This window comes from Helicobacter sp. MIT 05-5294 (assembly GCF_000765675.1).
GTDB lineage: Bacteria > Campylobacterota > Campylobacteria > Campylobacterales > Helicobacteraceae > Helicobacter_D.
The window spans coordinates 45,115-67,547 of sequence record NZ_JRPA02000010.1 but is presented as its reverse complement, the minus strand read 5'-3'; the positions used below and the strand labels follow the sequence as shown (position 1 = coordinate 67,547).

The window sequence follows — 22,433 nt, the reverse complement described above, 5'->3', positions numbered from 1 at the left end:
TTCCTTTCTTCGTGATTTTGTATTTTAGATGAATTGTGAAAGATGAAAGATTCAAGGAGAAGCAAGAAACCCTCCTTGCTAAACTTTCAGCGCAGTAAGTTTAGAATCCTTATATAAGGATTCTAAATTCTTTGGTTTTAGCCGTTTCTTTTCTCCATAATTTCTTTAGAGATATTGTTTGGCACTTCGCCATAATGGTCAAATTCCATTGTGTAAGTTCCGCGCCCTTGTGTTGCTGAACGCAAATCAGTAGAATAACCAAACATTTCAGCCAATGGCACAAACGCATTAACGATTTTTAAGCCCATTCTATCGTCCATAGAGTTAATTTGTCCGCGTCTGCGATTAAGATCCCCAATCACATCGCCCATATATTCTTCGGGCACTTCTACTTCTACTTTCATCATTGGCTCTAGCAAAACCGCACCTGCTTTGCGACAAGCATCTTTAAACGCCATAGAACCTGCGATTTTAAATGCCATTTCAGAAGAATCCACATCGTGGTAACTACCATCAAAGAGTGTAACTTTGAAATCCACCACAGGATACCCTGCTAAAACACCATTTTGCATTGCTTCTTGAATCCCTTTATCAACTGCTGGGATATATTCTTTAGGAATCACACCACCGCTAATGTTATTGACAAATTCATAACCTTTGCCCGGCTCTTGTGGTTCAAGCTTGATAAATACATGTCCATATTGTCCGCGCCCACCAGATTGTTTTGCATATTTGCACTCTTGCTCTACGCTTTGGCGAATAGTTTCGCGGAAAGCAACTTGTGGTTGTCCAACTTCTGCTTCTACTTTAAATTCTCTTTTTAATCTATCTACGATAATTTCTAGGTGCAACTCTCCCATTCCAGAAATGATAGTTTGTCCGGATTCCTCATCGGTATGCACTCTAAAGCTTGGGTCTTCTTCAGCAAGTTTTGCAAGTGCCAAAGCCATTTTTTCTTGGTCTGCTTTTGTTTTTGGCTCTACTGCAATAGAAATAACAGGATCTGGGAACTCCATTCTCTCCAATACAACAGGTTCTTTTTCAGAACATAATGTATCCCCCGTCAAAGTCTCTTTCAAGCCTACAAATGCGCAGATTTCACCCGCATAGACTTCTTTAATGTCCTCACGCTTGTTGGAGTGCATTTTAAGCAATCTTCCTACGCGCTCCTTTTTACCTTTAGTGGAGTTCAACACATAGCTTCCAGATTCCAAACTACCACGATAGACGCGCACGAATGTCAGCTGTCCCACAAATGGGTCTGTCATAATCTTAAACGCCAAACCTGCAAACTCGCCATTGTCTGTTGATTTAACAAACACTTCTTTTTCTTCGTCTTTTGGATCTACGCCACGAATATCCGCAACTTCTGTTGGAGCGGGTAAATATTCCACAACCGCATCAAGCAAAGTTTGAACGCCTTTGTTTTTAAAGCTTGAGCCACAAAGCATTGGGATAATCTCCATTGCAAGACAACCCTTTTTGATTCCTGCTTTAATCTCTTCAATACTTAAAGTCTCTCCGCCCAAGTATTTTTCCATTGTTGCTTCATCTTGCTCTGCCACAGATTCCAACAATTTTTCACGATATTCTTCTGCTTTTTCTACCAAATCTGCTGGAATCTCTTCAATATCGTATTTTGCGCCCATAGACTCATCATTCCAAACGATTGCTTTCATCGTAATCAAATCCACAACGCCTTTGAAATTATCTTCCGCACCGATTGGAATCACAAGTGGCACAGGCTTAGCTTTTAATCTTGTTGCGATTTGGGATTCTACATTATAGAAATTCGCACCAATTCTATCCATTTTATTAACAAATACAATTCTAGGAACACCATATTTGTTTGCTTGACGCCAAACGGTTTCACTTTGTGGTTGCACACCACCTACTGAACAAAATACCGCAACTGCGCCATCTAATACACGCATTGAACGCTCTACTTCAATCGTAAAATCCACATGCCCGGGGGTGTCAATCAAATTGATTTGATAATCTTTCCAGAAACAAGTGGTCGCCGCAGAAGTGATTGTGATTCCGCGCTCCCTTTCTTGTTCCATCCAGTCCATTGTAGCTGCACCATCATGCACTTCGCCAATCTTATGGCTCACGCCGGTATAAAACAAGATTCTTTCTGAGGTTGTTGTTTTACCCGCATCAATATGCGCTGCAATACCGATATTTCTAATTTTGTTTAATGGGGTTTTTCTTGCCATTTTTAATCCTTATGCAAAGATAATTCGAGATTCGAAATGTAGTAGGTATTTTAAGGAATCTAAAAATCCCTTAAAATATAAATTTACCAACGATAGTGAGCAAAAGCTTTATTTGCTTCCGCCATTTTATGCACATCTTCTTTTTTCTTGAATGCTGCTCCACGCTCGTTTGCAGCGTCAATAAGCTCATTAGCCAATCTATCAATCATTGTGCGTTCATTTCTTTTACGAGCGGAATCTAATAGCCAACGAATGGATAAAGATTGTTGTCTTGCAGGGCGAACTTCCACAGGAACTTGATAAGTCGCGCCACCGACACGACGGCTTCTAACTTCAACCAAAGGCTTCACTTTTTCTAATGCTTTTTCAAAAGTTTCAATTCCTTTTTCTTTGGTTTTTTCTTCAATTTTTGCAAAAGTCGCATAGATGATTTTTTCGGCAACGCTTTTTTTGCCATCATACATCATTTTGTTGATAAATTTTGTTACAACAATGTTATTGTAAATTGGATCACCCAATACTTCTCTTTGTGGCGCCTTTCTTCTTCTCATTATTTTTTACCTCCCGCGTCTGATTTGCCTTTTTTTGCTCCATATTTACTACGCGAAACGGTTCGTTTAGCCACTCCCGCAGTATCTAACGCACCACGAATAATGTGATATTTCACACCCGGTAAGTCTTTTACCCTACCGCCACGAATCAACACAATAGAGTGTTCTTGCAAGTTATGTCCCTCGCCGGGGATATAACTAATGACTTCAAAGCCACTTGTTAGCCTAACTTTCGCAACTTTTCTTAACGCAGAGTTAGGTTTTTTTGGTGTTGTCGTATAAACACGAGTACAAACTCCTCTTCTTTGAGGACAAACCACCAAAGCCGGGGACTTTGATTTCTTGATGACTTTTTTTCGTTCTTTTCTAATCAACTGATTAATAGTTGGCACTTGTCTTCCTTCCTAAAATAATTTAATAGAGAAAATGAAGCGGATTATAAGGAAATCGCGCTTTATTTTTACTTAAATTAAGGTTTTAATAACCTTAACTCACCTTTAATTTTCCTTGATTTTGATTTTTTTACCTTTGTAAATACCTGTTCCAACCGGAATCATACGACCCAACACGATATTTTCTTTCAAGTCTTCCAAATGGTCAATCTTCGCCGCAATACTTGCTTCTGTAAGCACTTTTGTAGTTTCTTGGAATGACGCTGCAGAAATCACAGAATCACTACCAATTGCTGCACGCGTGATACCCAACAACACAGGTTCAGCAATAGCTGGAATCCCGCCCATTTTAATAATACGAGCGTTTTCCTCCCTAAAATGTCGCTTACTAACCAAGTCGCCTTCAATGAATTTTGTGTTTCCACTATCATAGATTTTGACTTGTCTTAACATTTGAGAAACAATAATCTCAATATGTTTATCCGCGATGCTTACCCCTTGTCGCCTATAAACTTGTTGCACTTCACTCACAATGTATTTGTAAAGCTCTTTTTCTCCACCAATACGCAAAATATCTTGACTTGCAACCACTCCATCAGTAATTGCTTCACCTGCATGGACAAACTCTCCCTCATAAACAAGAATCTGTTTGGACTTGTCAATCAAATATTCCGCGATTCTGCCATCATTTGCTGTAACAATAATTCTTTCTTTGCCGCGAATAGGCTTTCCAAAGCTTACGATTCCGTCAATCTCTGCCAATACTGCTGGATCTTTAGGTTTTCGTGCTTCAAACAATTCAGAGACCCTTGGCAAACCTCCCGTAATATCTTTTGATTTTACAAGTGCTTTTGGAGTTTTAGCCAAAATATCCGCCATCTCTACTTTCGCGCCATCAGAGACAAAAATCGCCGTCTTAGGGTCTAGCGCGTAACGAATCAATCCACCATTTGCAGTAGATAAAACAAGCGTTGGCTTATGCGCACTTGCAATATATTCATTCACAACCAATCTTGTCTGTCCTGTTAATTCATCGGTTTGTTCAGAAACGGTAAGCCCCGGAATAATATCTTCAAACTTAATCGTTCCTGCCTCCTCTGAAATAATCGGATTAGAATAAGGGTCCCAATCCGCAATGACGATATGTTCATCGCTTTTTGGTTTCGCAATCAAGGTGTTTTTAGTAACTGCTTGATTGTCTTTAACTTCAATGATAGAACCTCTTGCAATATAATGACGCGCGGCTTCTTGATCGTATTCGTCCGCAATCACTGCAAAGACGCCTTTTTCTGTGATTTCTTCGCCTTTTTGAAGCGCACGATAACGCTCTAAGTGGTCGCCTTGCAAGTAATAATACTTGACGATTCCTTCCTCTCTCGCGTAGATTTTCTGCGTAATTGGGGCATTATCTTCTACTTTCAAATCGCTTGCATAAGAGATTCGGTTAGGGATATTCCAGCTATCCTTGATAATATCTACGATACTACCCTCATCACGCACATAGTGTCCGCTAGGATAAGGAATATAGAATTTCCCTTCAATTTTCCCTGTAACGCCCGCAAGCTCATTTGGCTTAGCAACATCGGATTTTCTTAGAGTGAATTTAGCGGTTTCTTTCTCTCCAATCACAGAAACAATCACTTCATCATGGACAACATCAACCTTTAACTCACCCTCAAAAGGTGCTTTGATTTTAGGCTCTACGAGTAGAATCGCAGCATTTCTTCGGTTAGAAACAATGGTTTTACCCTCGCGATTCTTATAAGTTTTAACATTATAGTAGCGGATAAATCCTTCTTTATCTGCGATAACTTGATGCTCTTCTTGGCTTCTACTTGCAGTTCCACCGATATGGAAAGTCCTAAGAGTTAGCTGTGTTCCGGGTTCACCGATAGATTGCGCAGCTACCACGCCTACCGCTTCACCAATTTTAGAGATTTTGGATTCACCGAGATTTAGACCATAGCATTTTGCACATACGCCCTTTTCGGCTTTACAAGTAACTGGTGTGCGAATAATGACAGATTTTACTCCCGCTTCTTTGACTTTACGCGCTTTTTCTTCATCAATCATCGTTCCTTCGCTAATTAAAACTTCATTTGTAATAGGATCAATAATATTTTCTGCAATCACACGCCCAAAGATTCTTTCCTCCAGCGGTTCAATCAACTCACTACCCACGGTAATGTCAGTGATTTCAATCCCCTCATTTGTGCCACAATCATCTGCGACAACTTTGACATTTTGACTTACATCAATCAATTTCCTTGTCAAATAACCCGCATTCGCAGTTTTCAAAGCGGTATCTGCCAAACCTTTACGCGCACCATGCGTAGAAATAAAATATTCCAACACATTTAAGCCCTCTTTGAAGTTTGAAGTAATAGGCGTTTCAATGATAGTTCCATCAGGCTTTGCCATCAATCCCCGCATCGCGGAAAGCTGCCTAATCTGCCCTGCACTACCTCTAGCACCAGAATCCGCCATCATATAAATAGAGTTGAATCCCGCTTTATCGCCCTCAATTAGTTTCATCATCTCATTGCCTAACGCATTGTTAGTATCTGTCCAAACATCAATGATCTTATTGTATCGTTCTTGCTCGGTCAATAAACCTGCTCCAAACTGCGCTTGAATATCTTTGACTTTTTTCTTCGCACCTTCAACCACTTTGTTTTTATTGCTTGGCACGATAATGTCATCAGCGGAAATAGAGATTCCGGCTTTTGTCGCATATTTGAATCCTAGATTCTTAAGGTTATCCAAGAAACTCGCAGTAATGCCCACTCCACCCTCTTTATAGACATAATCAATCAAAGTCGCAATGTCTTTTTTCTTTAACACTTTATTCCACAAATGCACAGGCACGAAGTTTGGCAAAATAGACTTTAGAATCATTCTACCAATAGTGGTATTGATGATTCTATCTTCAACAAATGCCCGCACTTTTGAACCAACTTCCACCACTCCGGATTCCAAAGCAATATGGATTTGGTCAATATTGGAGAATAGTTTATGCTCACCCTTAGAATCCTCTTTACTAAGAGAAAGATAATAAAGCCCCAAAACCATATCTTGGCTAGGCACGGTAACTGCCTTACCACTTGCAGGAAGCAAAATATTCATAGAACTTAGCATTAAAAGCTTGCATTCTGTAATTGCTTCTTGAGAAAGCGGCACATGCACCGCCATTTGGTCGCCGTCAAAGTCTGCGTTAAATGCCGCGCACACTAAAGGGTGAAGCTGAATTGCTTTGCCATCAATAAGTTTAGGGTGGAATGCTTGAATGGACTGCTTGTGCAAAGTCGGTGCGCGGTTAAGCATAATAGGATAATTCATAACAATTTCTTGTAAACATTCCCACACTTCATTTGTTTTTTGTTCAATCATTTTTTTGGCTTGTTTCAAGGTAGTCGCATAGCCTTTTTCCTCTAATTTTGCCAAAATATGCGGCTTGAATAATTCTAATGCCATATTTTTAGGCAATCCGCATTGATCCATACGCAAATTTGGTCCCACAACAATAACAGAACGCCCGGAGAAATCCACGCGCTTTCCGAGCAAGTTTTGGCGGAATCGCCCTTGCTTTCCTTTGATAATTTCAGACAAGGATTTCAAAGGTCGTTTGTTTGCGCCTTTTACCGCATTTGCATTGCGTCCATTATCAAAAAGCGCATCTACAGATTCTTGAAGCATACGCTTTTCGTTGCGCACAATGATTTCTGGAGCGTCCAACTCTATTAGTCGCTTCAAGCGTTGATTGCGATTAATCACCCTGCGGTAGAGATCATTCACATCACTCACTGCGAATTTCCCTCCATCTAACGCAACCAATGGGCGTAAATCCGGTGGAAGCACAGGAAGAACGGTGAGCATCATCCATTCTGGACGATTCTGTCCGCCTGAAACAACAAAGCTTTCCACCACTTTTAAACGCTTGATAATCGTTTTCTTTTTAGCTTCAGAGTTGGTTGCCTTAATTGCTTCTTTAAGTTCGGTAATCAAATCCACCAAGTCAATTCCCTCAAGTAAATCTTTAACCGCTTCACCACCCATTTGCGCAACGAATCCCGTATGTTCAAATCGCTGGGAAAGACTTTGATATTGTTCTTCATTTAAAACATCATATTTCGCAACCGGCTTTGTGCTTTCATTGTCATAATAAGCCTCTCCGGCTTCTTTGACAATATAAGCTTCATAATACAAGACGCGCTCTAAATCTTTCATCTTAACACCAAGTAGTGTTCCGATTCTACTTGGCAAAGAATTGACATACCAAATATGCGCGACAGGCGTTACAAGCTCAATATGCCCCATACGAGAACGACGCACTTTGGAACTTGTTACTTCAACACCGCATTTTTCGCACACGATTCCTTTATAGCGCATTTTTTTGTATTTGCCACATAGACATTCATAATCCCTAACCGGTCCAAAAATCTTAGCACAAAACAATCCATCACGCTCGGGCTTAAGTGTGCGGTAGTTAATGGTTTCTGGTTTTTTAACTTCACCATTACTCCAACTACGAATCTTCTCCGGACTCGCAAGTAGGAGTTGGAATGCATTAAAATCGCTTGGGCGGTCGTCTTCTTTAATCACAACCACTTCTTCCGCACCCTCTTTATTCTTCACAAAAACATTCACATCTAACGCCAAACTTTGAAGCTCTTTTGTTAAAACATAAAAAGTCTCCGGAATCTCCGATTCTTTAACCGCTTCACCTCTTGTGATAGCCTTGTAGGCTTTGACGCGCCCCTCTACATCGTCCGATTTAATCGTAAGCATTTCTTTGAGCGTATGTGCTGCACCATAAGCTTCCAACGCCCAAACTTCCATTTCACCGAATCTTTGCCCACCAAAGAGTGCTTTACCACCGACAGGTTGTTGCGTTACAAGACTATAAGGTCCTGTGCTTCTTGCATGGACTTTTTCGTCTACTAAATGGTGGAGCTTTAGCATATACATATAGCCCACATTAACGCGCTCCATCATCTTTTCACCGGTGCGTCCATCATAAAGCTCTGTTTTACCATCACTATCAATTCTAGCAAGTGAGAAGAGTTTTTCAAACTCTTGCGCATTCACACCTTCAAAGACAGGAGTTGCGAATTTAACGCCCTTGCTCCAATCTCTCGCAAAGCCCAAAAGCTCTTCTTCGCTCAATTTTTCCAAAAACGCTTTAGAACTTTTCATTCCAGAATTTTCAGCAATCTCTTGCATTTTGGCTTTAAGCTCACTCGCCCATTTGCTTTTTTCTTCTTCAAACACATCAGAAATTTGCTCACCTAATTGTTTGCCTACTAAGCCCAAATGCACTTCCAAAATCTGCCCGATATTCATACGGCTAGGCACACCCAAAGGATTCAACACAATTTCCACTGGACGCCCGTCTTTTGTATATGGCATATCCACTTCTGGAACGATGTTAGAAACAATCCCTTTGTTACCATGGCGTCCCGCCATTTTATCCCCGACTTTTAGCTTACGCTTCGTTGCGACATAGATTTTTACAAGCTTAACAACTCCACTTGGCAAAATATCGTCTTTTTCAATGATAGAGAGTTTCTCTTCGTGTTCTTCGCTCAAACTCTTTTTTTGCTCTAAAAAGTTGCTTTTAAGAGCATCATACTTACCCTGAATCTCTTTAGAATAGCTTTTAATCAATGTCCCCATTGCAAAACGATTCACATTTTCTAACTCACTTCTTGGAATCACTTCGCCTTTTTTGTATTCTTTATCTCCAACTTTTGCCGCACTTGTCAATTTTTCTTTAGACAAAATAGAACTCACACGCAAGGATTCTTCCCTATCAAGCATTAAAAGTTTATCGTGGTGTTCCAAATCCAAACGCGCCTTTTCTTCTTCATAGGCAACGATTGCGCGTCTATCTTTATCATAGCCTTTTTTGGTGAAGATTTTAACATCTACCACCGTGCCTTCTAAGCTTGGCGGACAATAAAGAGATTTATTGACAACATGCCCTGCTTTTTCGCCAAATATTGCTCTAAGTAGTCGCTCCTCTGGAGTTGGCTTCACTTCACCTTTTGGCGAAGCTTTGCCCACCAAAATCATTCCACCGCTCACATAAGTTCCAATTTTTACGATTCCGCTTTCGTCCAAATGCGCAAGATCTTCTTCGCGAATATTTGGAATATCTCTTGTAATCTCTTCTACTCCGTGTTTTAGCTCCCTTGCTTCAATTTCTTTTTCATAAATGTGAATAGAAGTAAAAGCGTCGTTACGAATCAATTTTTCACTCACGACAATCGCATCTTCAAAGTTATATCCATTCCAAGGCATAAAAGCCACGCGAATATTTTTCCCTAACGCCAATTCGCCTTGATCCATATTAGGACCATCTGCAATCACTTGTCCCGCTTCTACTTTATCTCCCGCCTTGACGATAGGGCGTTGGGAGAATGAAGTGTTTTGGTTGGTGCGAAGATTTTTTTGCAAGGAATAATGATCAATGAACGCACCATTTTCATCTTCACCCAAAACATAAATATTCTTGGAATCTACTTTTTCTACAATTCCTGCGCGTGTGGCTTTAGTGGCTTCCCAAGAATCTCTTGAAACAATCTTTTCAATTCCTGTGCCAACCAAAGGCGCGTCTGGGCATAAAAGTGGCACGGCTTGGCGTTGCATATTAGAACCCATAAGTGCGCGGTTTGCGTCGTCGTGTTCCAAGAATGGAATCAAACTTGCAGCAACGCCAACAACCATTCTAGGACTCAAGTCAATCAAATCTACTTTTTTGGATTCCATAAGCACAATTTCGCCATCTTTTCTTACTTCAATCATTTCTTCTTTAATGGTTTGATTGCTCGTTAGAATCGTGCTTGCAGGTGCGATGACTGCGCCCTCTTCTTGCGTAGCAGTCAGATAAACAATTTCATCGGTTACTTTCCCATCAACAACCTTGCGATAAGGTGCTTCAATAAATCCTAATTCATTGACTTTTGCATAGGTAGAAAGCGTATTAATCAAACCAATGTTTTGCCCCTCTGGAGTTTCAATCGGGCAAATCCTGCCATAGTGTGTTGGATGCACATCACGCACTTCAAATCCTGCGCGCTCTTTCACTAAACCGCCCTCACCCAAGGCAGAAAGTCTTCGCTTATGCGTAACTTCTGAAAGCGGATTGGTTTGGTCCATAAATTGTGAAAGTTGCCCACCTGTGAAAAATTCCAAAATCGCACCGGTTATCATTTTAGAATTCACCAAATCATGCGGCATTAATTCCTCTAATCCTGTGCTAATAGTAGAAAGCTTATCACGAATTGCTTTTTGCATTTTCACTAAACCTGTATGCAATTCATTCGCTAACAACTCACCAATGGCACGGATTCTACGATTCCCCAAATGGTCTCTATCGTCAATGCGTCCTTGCCCGTTTTTAACATGAATCAAATAACGCACGGTCTTAATAATATCCTCATGCGTTAGCACGGTAACATAATCTGGCACCCCAATATCTAGTTTGTGATTCATTTTCATTCGCCCAACACGCGTTAAATCATAGCGTTCAGGGTCAAAAAAGAGTTGTTGCACAAACTGTTTCGCCGCCTCTTTCGTAACAGGCTCTCCCGGTCGCATAACTTTGTAAATACGAATCGTCGCCAAATCGTTTTCATTGTCAATTTTTTCGGTTTGCTTTAATAGCTTTAGGGATTCCGCATCAGCAATAAACGCATTAATAATAGAAGCATCAACGCCGACTGCCAAATCGTTTGCAATCACAAAATCGTTGATATTGAGTTCTGCTAGTTTTTTGAGTTTGCTCTCATCTAACAAAGTCAAGGAATCAAATAAAATTTCCCCACTTTCTTTATCCATAATAGGTTCTGCCAAATAGCGTTCCATTAGAATCTCTACTGGATATTCAATCATATTAAGCTTTTCTTCTTTGAGTGCTTTTGCTTTTTTTGCTGTTAGACGCTTACCTGCTGCGATAATTAGATTACCCTTTGGGTCTTTAATATCAAACTCTACACGCCCAACAAACTCTTCAGGATCAAACGCAATTAGGTATTTGCCACTCTTGCATTTAATGCTCAAAAGAGGATAAAACATTTTCAAAATATCTTGGCGTGAATAGCCCAATGCACGGAATAGAATCGTAACAGGCACTTTTCTGCGCTTATTAACACGCACAAAAAGCGTATCTTTAGCGTCGTATTCAAAATAAAGCCACGAACCTCTATCGGGGATAATCTGTCCTGTATAAACAAGCTTATTAGAAGCACTCGTGGATTCCTCTTCCTTAAAAATAACCCCGGGGCTTCTGTGCAACTGATTCACAACCACGCGTTCTACGCCATTGATGATAAAGCTTGTGCGATCAGTCATTAATGGAATCTCTCGCACAAAAATGCTTTGTTCCTTAATGTCCTTAACGCCTAATTTTTCTCCTGTTTTTTCATCTCTCTCCCAAAGCACCAATCGGATTTTTATTTTTAAGGGAATCGAGTAAGTTAAACCTCTCTCCATAGCCTCTCTAACGGTGTAGCGTGGCTTACCATATTCACAACCCGCATATTCAAGACTGATTCTATTTTGTGCATCATGTATTGGGAAAATAGATTTAAAAACCTTTTCAATCCCCGATTCTCCTTTATCTTGCGCCATCAAAAAATTATCATAACTATTTCTTTGTAGTTGGAGCAGATTCGGGACCGCAATATTTTGAGGGATTTTAGTAAAATCAACTCTTAATCTATTTCCGGATTTTAAACTTACTGGCATATTTATTACCTCATATATCAATGTAGAATTTTGGAAGAAAAATGAAAGGGAGACAAAAAATCTCCCTAAAATTATTTAATATCGACTTTCGCACCTGCTTCTTCGAATTTAGCTTTAATCGCGTCAGCATCTTCTTTTTTGATGCCTTCTTTAACGGTAAATGGAGTTTTTTCAACTGCATCTTTTGCTTCTTTAAGCCCAAGACCTGTTACTTCACGAACCACTTTGATAACATTGATTTTCTTATCGCCGCTATCTGTCAAGATTACATCAAATTCAGTTTTTTCTTCAGCAGCCGCTGCGCCACCACCTGCAACTGCACCCGCTACAACCGTTGGAGCTGCAGAAACACCAAACTTCTCTTCAAAAGCTTTTACAAGCTCTGAAAGTTCCATAACAGAAAGATTACCGATATACTCTAATACATCTTCTTTTGAAATTGCCATAATTTTCTCCTAAAATTTTATTGCGCTTCTTTTTGTTTGCGTAAATTATCCAACCCTGTAACAAAGTAACGAGCAGGAGCAGTCCAAACGGACAACAACATACCAATGAGTTCTTCTCTGGAAGGCAGTTTTGAAACAGCTTCAATGTGTTTTGCATCTACAACTTGACCTTCAAAGTAGCCTGATTTCACCACAAGCTTACCACCCACAGAATCTGAGAATTTACAAATTGTTTTTGCTAGTGAAATTTGATCTTCGCCCCAAACAAAAATGTTATTCTCTTTTAACTCTAATCCCTCAACACCAAAATTTTTAAGCGCAATTAACGCAAGTGTGTTTTTAATTACTTGAACCTTAACACTTTGTCCTCTTGCATTAGCCCTTAAAGATTCCAATTGCTTAACGGTCAAGCCTTTATAATCGCAAACCGCAATCGCATTAGACGCCTTAAATTCGGCGGTAAGATTCTCAATTAGAGCAGTCTTTTCTGCTTTTGTCATTTTCAACCTCCTTTCAGACGAAAGACTTATATAGGGTAATTTTTAAGCATTCGCCCCCATAGTCATCAGTCTAAGATAAAAACAAGAATAAATTATTTCATATCGATTAATTCTTGGGCATCTAGTGTCAAAGATGGACTCATAGTTAAAGATAAAGTCGCATTTTTAATATACTTACCTTTAGCACTTGCTGGTTTTTGCTTGTTGATGTTTTTCACTAAAGCGATGATATTTTCTTCAAGCTTTTTAGCATCAAAACTTGCTTTGCCAACAGGAGCATGCACGATACCTTTCTTATCCACACGATAATTAACTTGCCCACTTTTTGCATTGCTTACTGCTTTGGAAATCTCCATTGTAACGGTGCCTGTTTTAGGGTTTGGCATTAATCCTTTAGGTCCTAGGATTCTCCCTACTTTACCTACAAGTGCCATCATATCTGGTGTTGCGATTACCATATCAAAATTAAGGTCTCCATTTTTGATTTGATCTGCCAAATCATCATCGCCCACAACATCAGCACCCGCTGCTTTTGCCTCGTCTGCTTTAGCACCTTTTGCAAAAACCGCTACACGCACACTTTTACCCGTTCCATTGGGTAATACAACTGCACCACGAATCATTTGATCTGCATGTCTTGGATCAACCCCTAAACTCAATGCAACTTCAACCGTTTCATCAAATTTAGCAGATGCTAGAGATTTAACCGTTGCAGAAGCGGTTGTAATATCGTATATCTTTTTGCAATCAACTTTGTTGATTAAATTCTGCATTCTTTTTGTTAATTTTTTTGCCATATTCTATACTCCAACGCGTCTTTATTAATCTACAACTTCAATGCCCATACTTCGAGCACTTCCCTCGACAATCTTAACTGCCGCTTCTTCTGTATTCGCATTTAAATCGTCCATTTTGGTTTTAACAATGTCCAAAACTTGAGCTTTTGTAAGCTTCCCTACTTTGTTTTTTAGAGGATTGTCTGAACCTTTTTGGATTCCTGCTGCTTTTTTGATTAAATCAGTAACAGGGGGCTTTTTTGTAATAAAAGTGAAACTTTTATCTTGATAAACCGTGATAATCACAGGAATATTAAAATTTCCCATATCCTTTGTTTTTTCATTAAATGCCTTACAAAACTCCATAATATTTACACCGCGTTGCCCCAATGCTGGACCAACTGGTGGCGATGGATTTGCTTTTCCTGCTGGGATTTGAAGCTTAAGTTCGCCAATAATTTTCTTTGCCATAACTTATCCTTGTTTTTAGTTGTTAAACTATTTTTTCCACTTGTGAATAAAGTATTTCAATCGGAGTGCTGCGACCAAAAATTGAAACATTGAGTTTTAACTTTCTGTGTTCCATATCATATTCTTCTACCGTGCCTGTGAAGTTTGCAAAAGGACCTTCAATGATTCGGACAACTTCTCCTGCTTCAAAAATAATTTTTGGTTTTGGAGCTGCACGATTCTGCACTTTTTCAATAATATGATTAATGTCTGCTTCACTTAAAGGTGTAGGTTTTTTTGCCTCACCGATAAAGCGACTAACTTTTGGTAAAGATTGAATGGTATGCCACAATGCGGTATCCAAATCTACTTTGATGAAAACATATCCCGGATAGAGGCTTCTCTCACTAATTTTTTTCTTGTTATTCTTTACTTCAATAATATCTTCTGTAGGAACAACAATATCAGTGATTCTTTCTTCCAAATGATGTTCTTTGACAAGATTCTCAATGCCACGCTTTACAGCTTGTTCGCTACCAAAATATGTTTGAATCGCATACCAATACAATGCCATAAACAAATCCTAAAATAATTATAAAATACTTGAAACAAAACCACCAAGTATGAAATCAACCAACGCCAAAAATAGAGCAATAACCGTTACAACAACAACGACAGAAATAAAAGCATTTCTCACTTGTTCTTTAGTAGGAAAGATAACTTTAGATAGTTCTTCTTTGGATAATCTATAATAGGTAATCAGTTTTTTCATAACTTTGTTTGTCTCTCTTTATTCCAAAAAATGGCAGGCCAGGAGGGACTCGAACCCCCAACATTCGGTTTTGGAGACCGACGCTCTACCATTGGAGCTACTGACCTATAATCACTAAGGGGAATCCCCTTAGCTTTTTAACTTCACTTCTTTGTGAATTGTATGTTTATTTAATCTTGGGCAGAACTTTTTAAGCTCCAGTTTTTCTGTTGTGGTTTTTGCATTTTTTACAGTGCTGTAATTAATGTCACCGCATTCAGAGCATTTGAGTCCGATTTTTACACGATTACCTTTAGCCATAACTTAGCCTATTCGATAATTTTTGTAACAACACCCGCACCAACGGTTCTACCACCTTCACGAATCGCAAAGCGAGTTCCGTCTTCAAGCGCAATAGGGTTGATTAATTCAACGGTAATTTTGATATTATCGCCCGGCATTACCATTTCTACGCCCTCTGGCAATGCGATAGATCCTGTAATATCTGTTGTTCTAACATAGAATTGTGGTCTATAACCATTGAAGAATGGTGTATGTCTTCCACCCTCATCTTTAGAAAGAACATAGATTTCACCTTCAAACTTTTTGTGTGGAGTGATAGAAGCTGGCTTACATAGAACCATACCTCTTTCTACTTCTTCTTTTTTAGTTCCTCTTAATAGAACCCCAACATTATCACCCGCTTCACCTTGATCTAGTTCTTTTCTGAACATTTCAACGCCTGTTACGGTTGTTTTTTGTGTTGGGCGGATTCCTACGATTTCAATTTCGTCACCAACTTTTACGATACCTCTTTCGATTCTTCCTGTAACAACGGTTCCACGACCTGCGATTGAGAAAACATCTTCAATAGGCATCAAGAAAGTTTTATCTGTTTCACGCTCTGGAGTTGGGATATACTCATCTACTGCGTCCATAAGCTTCATAATTTTTTCGCTCCACTCGCCTAGAGTGCCTGATTTTGCTTCTTCTAGTGCTTTGAGTGCTGAACCTGCAACGATAGGTGTATCATCTCCAGGGAATTCATAGCTTGATAAAAGCTCTCTGATTTCCATTTCTACCAACTCCAACAATTCTTCGTCATCTACCATATCTTGTTTATTCATAAAAACAACAATATAAGGCACACCTACTTGGCGAGACAAAAGAATATGCTCACGCGTTTGTGGCATAGGACCATCTGCAGCGGAAACAACAAGAATCGCGCCGTCCATTTGTGCCGCACCTGTGATCATATTTTTAACATAGTCGGCGTGTCCGGGACAATCCACATGCGCATAGTGTCGTTTTTCTGTTTCGTATTCAATGTGTGAAGTTGCAATGGTAATACCGCGCTCTTTTTCTTCTGGAGCGTTATCAATATTATCATAATCTTTCAATTCTGCTAGACCTTTTGTGGATAGAACAGCAGAAATCGCAGCACTTAAAGTTGTTTTGCCGTGGTCAACATGTCCAATAGTTCCGATATTTACATGGGGTTTAGACTTGACGTATTTTTCCTTAGCCATAAGCTTCTCCTAAATTTTAAGTTAAATAGCGGTAATTCTACCCTATTTTTACCAATTTTAAAATTAAGAATCGTAACATTTTCTACAATTCCATCACAATCTTTGAAAAACTGGAGCCCATAAGCGGGATTGAACCGCCGGCCTCTTCCTTACCAAGGAAGTGCTCTGCCACTGAGCTATATGGGCATAATAATCTAAAAGTGTTTTGCTGATTAAAATTTAAGATTTCGTAGAATCAGCTCCCAGTATGGAGCGGGAAACGGGGCTCGAACCCGCGACCCTCAGCTTGGAAGGCTGATGCTCTAGCCAACTGAGCTACTCCCGCATGGCTTATGGTGGTGAGACGTGGATTCGAACCACGGAAGTCATAAACAGCAGATTTACAGTCTGCCCTCGTTGGCCACTTGAGTATCTCACCCCAAAATATTATCAATAAAACTGGTCAAACACTGAAAAATTATATAAAATATGGAGCTGGCAAAGGGACTCGAACCCCCGGCCTGCTGCTTACAAGGCAGCTGCTCTACCAACTGAGCTACGCCAGCATTTTTTACATTTTTCATAAAAATGAGATGAGATTCTACTATCTTTTATTTTAATTGTCAATACTTTTACGCAAATTTTACAAAATTCTATCCCTCCATTAAATTTTTAGAATCTCATTTAAGAATCGCCAATCCCTGATAATCCTGCAATGCAAAACTCTAGCCCCCAAACCACACACCCAAACTACCTAAATTTAACCCCGCAAAAACAACATTCAGAGAATCTATTCCGTAAATGTTTTGGCTATAATTCCAACTTGCTAAAGATTTTTGGATTTAGGAAGTTGGCGCGGGATTCCGACAGAATCTCATCGCTCCATTTAGCGTTTGACATTTGGCTTTTTGGATTTCCAAATTCAAAATCTTTGCAAAAATCTAAATATCAAGGGTTTCCCAAATGAAACACAGCCACAAAAATCTTTATCCTAAAGGGTTTAGAAAGCGATACTTTTCTCTTGCTGCGATTTTGGCACTCAATAGCGCACTTCTAGCGCAAAGCCAAAATGTCGCACTTAATGAAAAGTCAAATCTTGTCGCATCTCAAGATTTAAAGCTTTCTATCGCCCACAGACAAGAGTTTGTGGAGAATGCGGATTTCAAAGAAGAATTTGACGCACGAGAGATTGCACAATCCAATGCTCGAAATATCTATGACTTCTTAAACACCCATTCTCTACTTAAAATCACGACAAACTACGGCAATCCTTACACTGCAAACATTGATTTGCGCGGGTTTGGACAAAATGGGCATAAAAACCTCGCCATTATTGTCGATGGAATGCGTTTAGACAACATTGATAGCGCACCCGTCTCTCTAAGCTCTATCCCGCTAGATTCTATTGAAAAAATAGAAATATTCAAGGGCAAAGGCACAACCAAATATGGCAATGGCGCAACAAGTGGAATCCTAAAAATCACCACCAAACGCACCAAAGGTGGCGCACTTAATGTTGGCTATGCAAGTTATGACACGCTAAACTCGCAGTTTTTCGCGCGAGAAGTTAGAGATACTTTGAATATCGGAGTGTATGGACAATACCAGCACAATGAAGGCTCAAGGAAAATCACGCAAGGAAGTGAGGAAAAAGACGGAAGTTATAACAAAAACGGCGGAATCACTGCATTTTATCAAGCAAGTGATTCTACACTTCTCAAATCCAACCTCAACTATTCCAAATACGCGATAAAGTATGCAAACCCACTCACCAAAGCGCAATTTGAAAAAGACCCGACACTTGCCCCTTTGCCCTCTGCTTGGGGCGGAGATACTTTCACGCACCAAAAGCGTTGGGATTTGCTTTATAGTTTAGGCTTCACAAATTTTAGCGATTCTGGAATTATAACTGATGTGAATTTTGGCGGGAATCGCAGTGAAAGCGAATATATCAACTTCAACAACCAATACGATGGCAAGGGATTCTTTGGAGACTTCAACTCCTCTTACAGAAACAACTCTTACCTTGCTGAAATTGGCGGGACGCTCAAAAAAGACGAGCGACTGCAAAACACAGGCGCAAAGGCGCAAGTTGATAGTATGTTGCTCTATCTTAATGGTGAAAAATATTTCGGGGATTCTACAATCAACGCTGGAATCTCCACGCAAAGAGTGATTTCTAAGACAAACGAATCCCAAAGCGATAATTTGTGGGGCGGGGAACTTGGAATCCACCACAATTTAACCCCTCAAACCGCGCTTTTTGCCTCATATTCTCGCAGTTTTGTCGTGCCAAATGTGGATTATTTTTTTGATTGGCAAGGCAATTTAAATCCCCTCATGGATACTGCGACTTTTGACACCTATCAAATCGGCTCAAAGACTATCTTCGGAATCCACGAGTTAAGCGGGAATCTTTTTTATATCAACGGCAAAGATGAAGCGTATTATGAGGCAATAACCTTTCAAAACAAAAGCTTAGGAAAAACACGCCGAATCGGTGGTGAGGCGAACTTCACCACGCATTTTAGCTCACAAGTTTATTCGCGTCTTAGCTATGCTTATGTGGATTCCACAATACGAAGTGGCGCATATCAAGGCAATACGATTCCGGGAGTTTCCAAACACACACTAAGTGCAAGTCTAAATTATTTGCCTATTGCACAGCTTAATCTTGGAATCTCCTATAAATATGGTTCTAAAATGTATGATTATAATGATTTTGACAATCGTCTAACCAAATCCCCAAACTACCAAAGCCTAAACTTAAATGCGAGTTATACGCTTAAAAGTTTTGAAATTTACGCCTATGTGCAGAATCTCACAGACCATAAAAACGCGATTGTTGTAAGTGGCGGATATTATCCTTATGAGTTTGAACGCGTCTTTGGTGGCGGGATAAAATACACTTGGTAAGCAAGGATTCCTAAATGAAGCAAAACCATTCCAAAAACCCAAATCCAGCCCAAAGCAAAGCACGATGAATCCTAAAATCCATTTGCGATTCTACCTTGTCTATAAACTCCTAAACTCCCTCTTTTTGGGAGTTTCATTGGGGACGATTTTTATCATCTATGCCCCTTTGAATCCCAAAGTCTATTCCATTGGCGGAATCGCACTTGCTTTGTGTGCGTGGATTTTGACATTTTTTTATGCGAGGATTCTGCAAATCAAGCCTTATTGCACAATTCTTTTATGTTTAGAAATCGTGCCGTTTTTGTATCTGTTTGCTTATTTGCTCTTTCCTAATACGCTTTTTGGTGCGCTTCTTATCTACACGCTTTATCAAATCACCTTTATTTTTGGGGATTATTTAGGACGCGCAGAGACGCTGATTTTCGCACACAAAACGATTCTATCTAAGCTAGATAAGCGCAAACAACTCGGCTATATTTTAGGGCTAGGAATCGCGTTTTGTTTCTATGGAATCTTGGAAATTTTTGGAATCTTAGATAAGAAAACGCAAATTTACTACATACATTTTTTGCTAGTTTTGCTACAATGTGCTGTATTTTTCACGCTTTTTTGCGCGTTTAAAAAATCTTTTTCTCAAATGGAATCGCGAAATTGGAATCAGAAAACCTAAAAGCAATTTATCGCAAAACATTCAAAGCAAACTTACAAAAAACCAAATTGCGCGGGAATCTTTACGCACTAGATTATAGAATCCAAAAACACCTTAAAAAAATCCTGCAAGAAGAAATAGGATTCCACAAACGCCACCATAAACGACCGATGAATTTGCTTTTCTTTCTGCCGCTTCCTTTGGAGTTTGATACGAGGAAGCTTTTAGGATTCTTCCGCAGACAAAGAGGGATTCGCGTTTGCTGTCCTTTGATGTGTGGTGAGAGTTTCAAAGCTGTGAAATTTCGGCTTCCATTGCACAAAAAGACCTTTGGCGTGTATGAATCTAGCAATTCTTGTTTGCACCTCAAAATAGACTGCGCTATCGTCCCTGTGCTTGGAATAGATAAAAGCTTTAGGCGCGTAGGATTTGGAAAAGGAATGTATGATAGGTTTTTTGCTTCTAGAGAAAACACGCACCAATCCCCAAAGATTCTTTTTATCTGTCGCCATTTCAACTACGCCAAAACCATCATCACGCAAGATTATGATATTAGGGGAGATTTGTTGATTACGCCACAGCAATGCCATTTTCCAGATTCTATTGCGGAATCCCACAAACCATTGCTTAACCTATGATTAAACAAAAAAAGAGTAAAATAAACTTTCAAAAGATTCAAAAAATATAAAACAAAAAATTATCATTGAAGTTTAGGGTAGCAAGTTTAAACTTACAAATTTTAAATCATAAATTTCTCCAAATCTATAATAAATTGGATTGCTTAGATTCTTTGCTCCCAACTATTTTAAGGACATAATAATGATTACATGGGTTGTTACAGGTTCTATATTATCTGCTGTGATTGCGGGAGGCGGTAGTTATCTTATTTCTCGCAAACTCTCACGCGCAAACTCTGAAGTTTTGCTAGAACAAGCCAAAGCAAAGGCAAAGGCGATAGAATACGAGGCGGAGAAGTTCCTCCAAGAATCCAAAATCAAAGCAAAAGATATTGAAATAGAAACCAAAGAAAAATGCGAAAGAGAGGGTGCTAGAATCCTCAAGGAATATGAATCAAACCTGCTGACTTTTGAAAAAGAAAAGCTAAGAGAATCGCAGCGCATTGAAAGAGAATTTTGTAAGCTTGAAAATGAGAAACAAATGCTTAGCAAAGACCGCAACGCGCTTTTTGCAGAGCAAGACGCACTTAAAAAAATCAAAAACACCTACCAACGCAAACTAGAAGAACTTACGCAAAATCTCTCCAAAGTCGCACATTTAACCAAAAACGAAGCGAAAACTATGCTTTTAGAACGCACCAAAGAAGAAGTGAAGCGAGAATGCGCCAAAATCATTAGAGAACAAGAACTCAACGCCAAAGAAGAAGCCAAAGCCAAAGCGAACTATATCTTAGCCGTCGCCACTTCGCGCTTTGCGGGGGAGTTTGCCGCAGAGAGACTTATCCATACGATTGTGTTGCCAAATGATGATTTAAAAGCCCGAATCATCGGCAAAGAGGGGCGCAATATCAAATGTTTGGAAATGATTTGTGGCGTGGATATTATTATTGATGATACACCCAATGTGATTATCGTTAGCTCCCACAACCTCTACCGACGCGCAATTGCGGTAGAAACTATCAACCGCTTAGTAGAAGATGGGCGGATTCAACCCGCGCGGATTGAAGAGATTTATCAAAAATGCTTTGAAGATTTTGAAGAAAACATCTATCAAGAGGGTGAACGCGTCGTGCTAGATTTGGGACTTAATGGAATCCACCCAGAAATCAAAAGGCTCATTGGCAGGCTGCGCTATCGTGCGAGTTATGGGCAAAATGCTTTGGCGCATAGTTTGGAAGTCGCAAATTTAGCAGGATTGATTGCTGCGGAACTTGGCGGGGATTGTATGCTTGCTACACGTGCGGGATTGCTGCACGACATCGGCAAAGCCCGAACGCACGACTTCAAAGGCACACATGTGGAGCTTGGCGCAGAAATCGCAAGACGCTACAACGAACACCCGGTGGTGCTTAATACAATTCTTTCTCATCACGGCGATGAGGAGATTAAAAGCATAGAAGCCGCGGCGGTTTGTGCTGCTGATGCCCTCTCTGCGGCGCGTCCGGGCGCGAGACGCGAAGTGCTAGAAAACTACCTAAGACGCGTCAGTGAAATAGAGAAAATCGCAACTTCCAAAATAGGCGTCCTCCACGCCTATGCGATAAACGCAGGGCGTGAAGTGCGTGTGATTGTCAAATCCGAGGATATTAGCGATGAAGAATCCTATGTCCTTGCCAAAGAAATCGCCAAAGATATAGAATCGCAAGTGCAATATCCCGGCGAAGTCAAAGTAAGCGTCATACGCGAAACTAGGGCGTATGCAGTGGCGGAGTGAAAGAGTTATACCATAACGGAAAGAGGCAAAACTATCACTATTTTAATCTAACTTCTTCAAAAGTATTTAATCTTAAAAACTCCGCGTAAAGCGAGTAGCGGTGATATGGTTTACAATTTAAACAAAAATTATA

17 protein-coding genes and 5 tRNA genes are annotated in these 22,433 nt (G+C 39.9%); 5 read left to right on the top strand and 17 right to left on the bottom strand.

Annotation, left to right across the window (positions count from 1 at the left end; all coding sequences use genetic code 11):
- Positions 1 to 137: 137 nt before the first annotated feature.
- From fusA to LS69_RS06450, 17 genes are all read right to left on the bottom strand, one after another.
- Positions 138 to 2,219, bottom strand: a complete 2,082-nt coding sequence (gene fusA / locus LS69_RS06530; protein WP_138123340.1) for an elongation factor G — start codon at positions 2,217 to 2,219, stop codon at positions 138 to 140.
- An 83-nt stretch (positions 2,220 to 2,302) separates the two neighbouring features.
- Entirely contained in the window at positions 2,303 to 2,770 is a 468-nt protein-coding gene (gene rpsG, locus LS69_RS06525) for a 30S ribosomal protein S7 (protein WP_138123338.1), read from the bottom strand.
- Positions 2,770 to 3,162 carry a 30S ribosomal protein S12 gene (rpsL, locus tag LS69_RS06520; protein WP_138123336.1) on the bottom strand — a complete coding sequence of 131 codons (393 nt, stop codon included), beginning with the start codon at positions 3,160 to 3,162 and terminating at the stop codon, positions 2,770 to 2,772. Before rpsL ends, rpsG begins: the two co-directional genes overlap by 1 nt.
- Positions 3,163 to 3,267: 105 nt before the next feature.
- The gene (locus tag LS69_RS06515) at positions 3,268 to 11,913 is read right to left on the bottom strand and encodes a DNA-directed RNA polymerase subunit beta/beta' (protein WP_194145449.1); all 8,646 of its coding nucleotides are present in this window, start codon (positions 11,911 to 11,913) and stop codon (positions 3,268 to 3,270) included.
- A gap of 71 nt (positions 11,914 to 11,984) precedes the next feature.
- Positions 11,985 to 12,359 (bottom strand): 50S ribosomal protein L7/L12, encoded by a 375-nt coding sequence (rplL, locus tag LS69_RS06510; protein WP_138123334.1) that lies wholly within the window; start codon positions 12,357 to 12,359, stop codon positions 11,985 to 11,987.
- Between the two features lie 17 nt (positions 12,360 to 12,376).
- Complete coding sequence (gene rplJ / locus LS69_RS06505; RefSeq protein ID WP_138123332.1) at positions 12,377 to 12,859, bottom strand: 50S ribosomal protein L10; 483 nt, start codon at positions 12,857 to 12,859, stop codon at positions 12,377 to 12,379.
- A 92-nt stretch (positions 12,860 to 12,951) separates the two neighbouring features.
- Positions 12,952 to 13,656 carry a 50S ribosomal protein L1 gene (rplA, locus tag LS69_RS06500; RefSeq protein ID WP_138123330.1) on the bottom strand — a complete coding sequence of 235 codons (705 nt, stop codon included), beginning with the start codon at positions 13,654 to 13,656 and terminating at the stop codon, positions 12,952 to 12,954.
- 24 nt (positions 13,657 to 13,680) lie between these two features.
- Entirely contained in the window at positions 13,681 to 14,106 is a 426-nt protein-coding gene (gene rplK, locus LS69_RS06495; protein ID WP_138123328.1) for a 50S ribosomal protein L11, read from the bottom strand.
- A 22-nt stretch (positions 14,107 to 14,128) separates the two neighbouring features.
- Positions 14,129 to 14,653 carry a transcription termination/antitermination protein NusG gene (gene nusG, locus LS69_RS06490; protein WP_194145452.1) on the bottom strand — a complete coding sequence of 175 codons (525 nt, stop codon included), beginning with the start codon at positions 14,651 to 14,653 and terminating at the stop codon, positions 14,129 to 14,131.
- 24 nt (positions 14,654 to 14,677) lie between these two features.
- Positions 14,678 to 14,857, bottom strand: a complete 180-nt coding sequence (gene secE / locus LS69_RS06485) for a preprotein translocase subunit SecE (RefSeq protein ID WP_138123324.1) — start codon at positions 14,855 to 14,857, stop codon at positions 14,678 to 14,680.
- A gap of 31 nt (positions 14,858 to 14,888) precedes the next feature.
- A tRNA-Trp gene (locus LS69_RS06480) sits at positions 14,889 to 14,964 on the bottom strand.
- 22 nt (positions 14,965 to 14,986) lie between these two features.
- Positions 14,987 to 15,157, bottom strand: a complete 171-nt coding sequence (rpmG, locus tag LS69_RS06475) for a 50S ribosomal protein L33 (protein ID WP_034290214.1) — start codon at positions 15,155 to 15,157, stop codon at positions 14,987 to 14,989.
- Positions 15,158 to 15,165: 8 nt separating this feature from the next.
- Positions 15,166 to 16,365 (bottom strand): elongation factor Tu, encoded by a 1,200-nt coding sequence (gene tuf, locus LS69_RS06470; RefSeq protein WP_138123322.1) that lies wholly within the window; start codon positions 16,363 to 16,365, stop codon positions 15,166 to 15,168.
- 111 nt (positions 16,366 to 16,476) lie between these two features.
- Positions 16,477 to 16,551 (bottom strand) — tRNA-Thr (locus LS69_RS06465).
- Positions 16,552 to 16,613: 62 nt separating this feature from the next.
- Positions 16,614 to 16,690, bottom strand: a tRNA-Gly gene (locus LS69_RS06460).
- Positions 16,691 to 16,698: 8 nt separating this feature from the next.
- A tRNA-Tyr gene (locus LS69_RS06455) sits at positions 16,699 to 16,783 on the bottom strand.
- Between the two features lie 51 nt (positions 16,784 to 16,834).
- Positions 16,835 to 16,910: transfer RNA gene (locus tag LS69_RS06450), tRNA-Thr, on the bottom strand.
- Between the two features lie 149 nt (positions 16,911 to 17,059).
- Here LS69_RS06450 and LS69_RS06445 point away from each other — a divergent pair.
- From LS69_RS06445 to rny, 5 genes are all read left to right on the top strand, one after another.
- Positions 17,060 to 17,311: a hypothetical protein gene (locus LS69_RS06445; RefSeq protein WP_138123320.1), complete on the top strand. Its 252-nt coding sequence runs from the start codon at positions 17,060 to 17,062 to the stop codon at positions 17,309 to 17,311.
- On the top strand, positions 17,308 to 19,260 hold the full coding sequence (locus LS69_RS06440) for a TonB-dependent receptor (protein ID WP_138123318.1): 1,953 nt from the start codon (positions 17,308 to 17,310) through the stop codon (positions 19,258 to 19,260). Before LS69_RS06445 ends, LS69_RS06440 begins: the two co-directional genes overlap by 4 nt.
- 64 nt (positions 19,261 to 19,324) lie before the next feature.
- Complete coding sequence (locus tag LS69_RS06435) at positions 19,325 to 19,930, top strand: hypothetical protein (RefSeq protein ID WP_138123316.1); 606 nt, start codon at positions 19,325 to 19,327, stop codon at positions 19,928 to 19,930.
- Positions 19,912 to 20,547: a 5-formyltetrahydrofolate cyclo-ligase gene (locus tag LS69_RS06430; protein ID WP_194145448.1), complete on the top strand. Its 636-nt coding sequence runs from the start codon at positions 19,912 to 19,914 to the stop codon at positions 20,545 to 20,547. The genes LS69_RS06435 and LS69_RS06430 overlap by 19 nt, the downstream gene beginning before the upstream one ends.
- Before the next feature lie 181 nt (positions 20,548 to 20,728).
- Complete coding sequence (gene rny, locus LS69_RS06425) at positions 20,729 to 22,300, top strand: ribonuclease Y (RefSeq protein WP_138123312.1); 1,572 nt, start codon at positions 20,729 to 20,731, stop codon at positions 22,298 to 22,300.
- Positions 22,301 to 22,433: the final 133 nt, after the last annotated feature.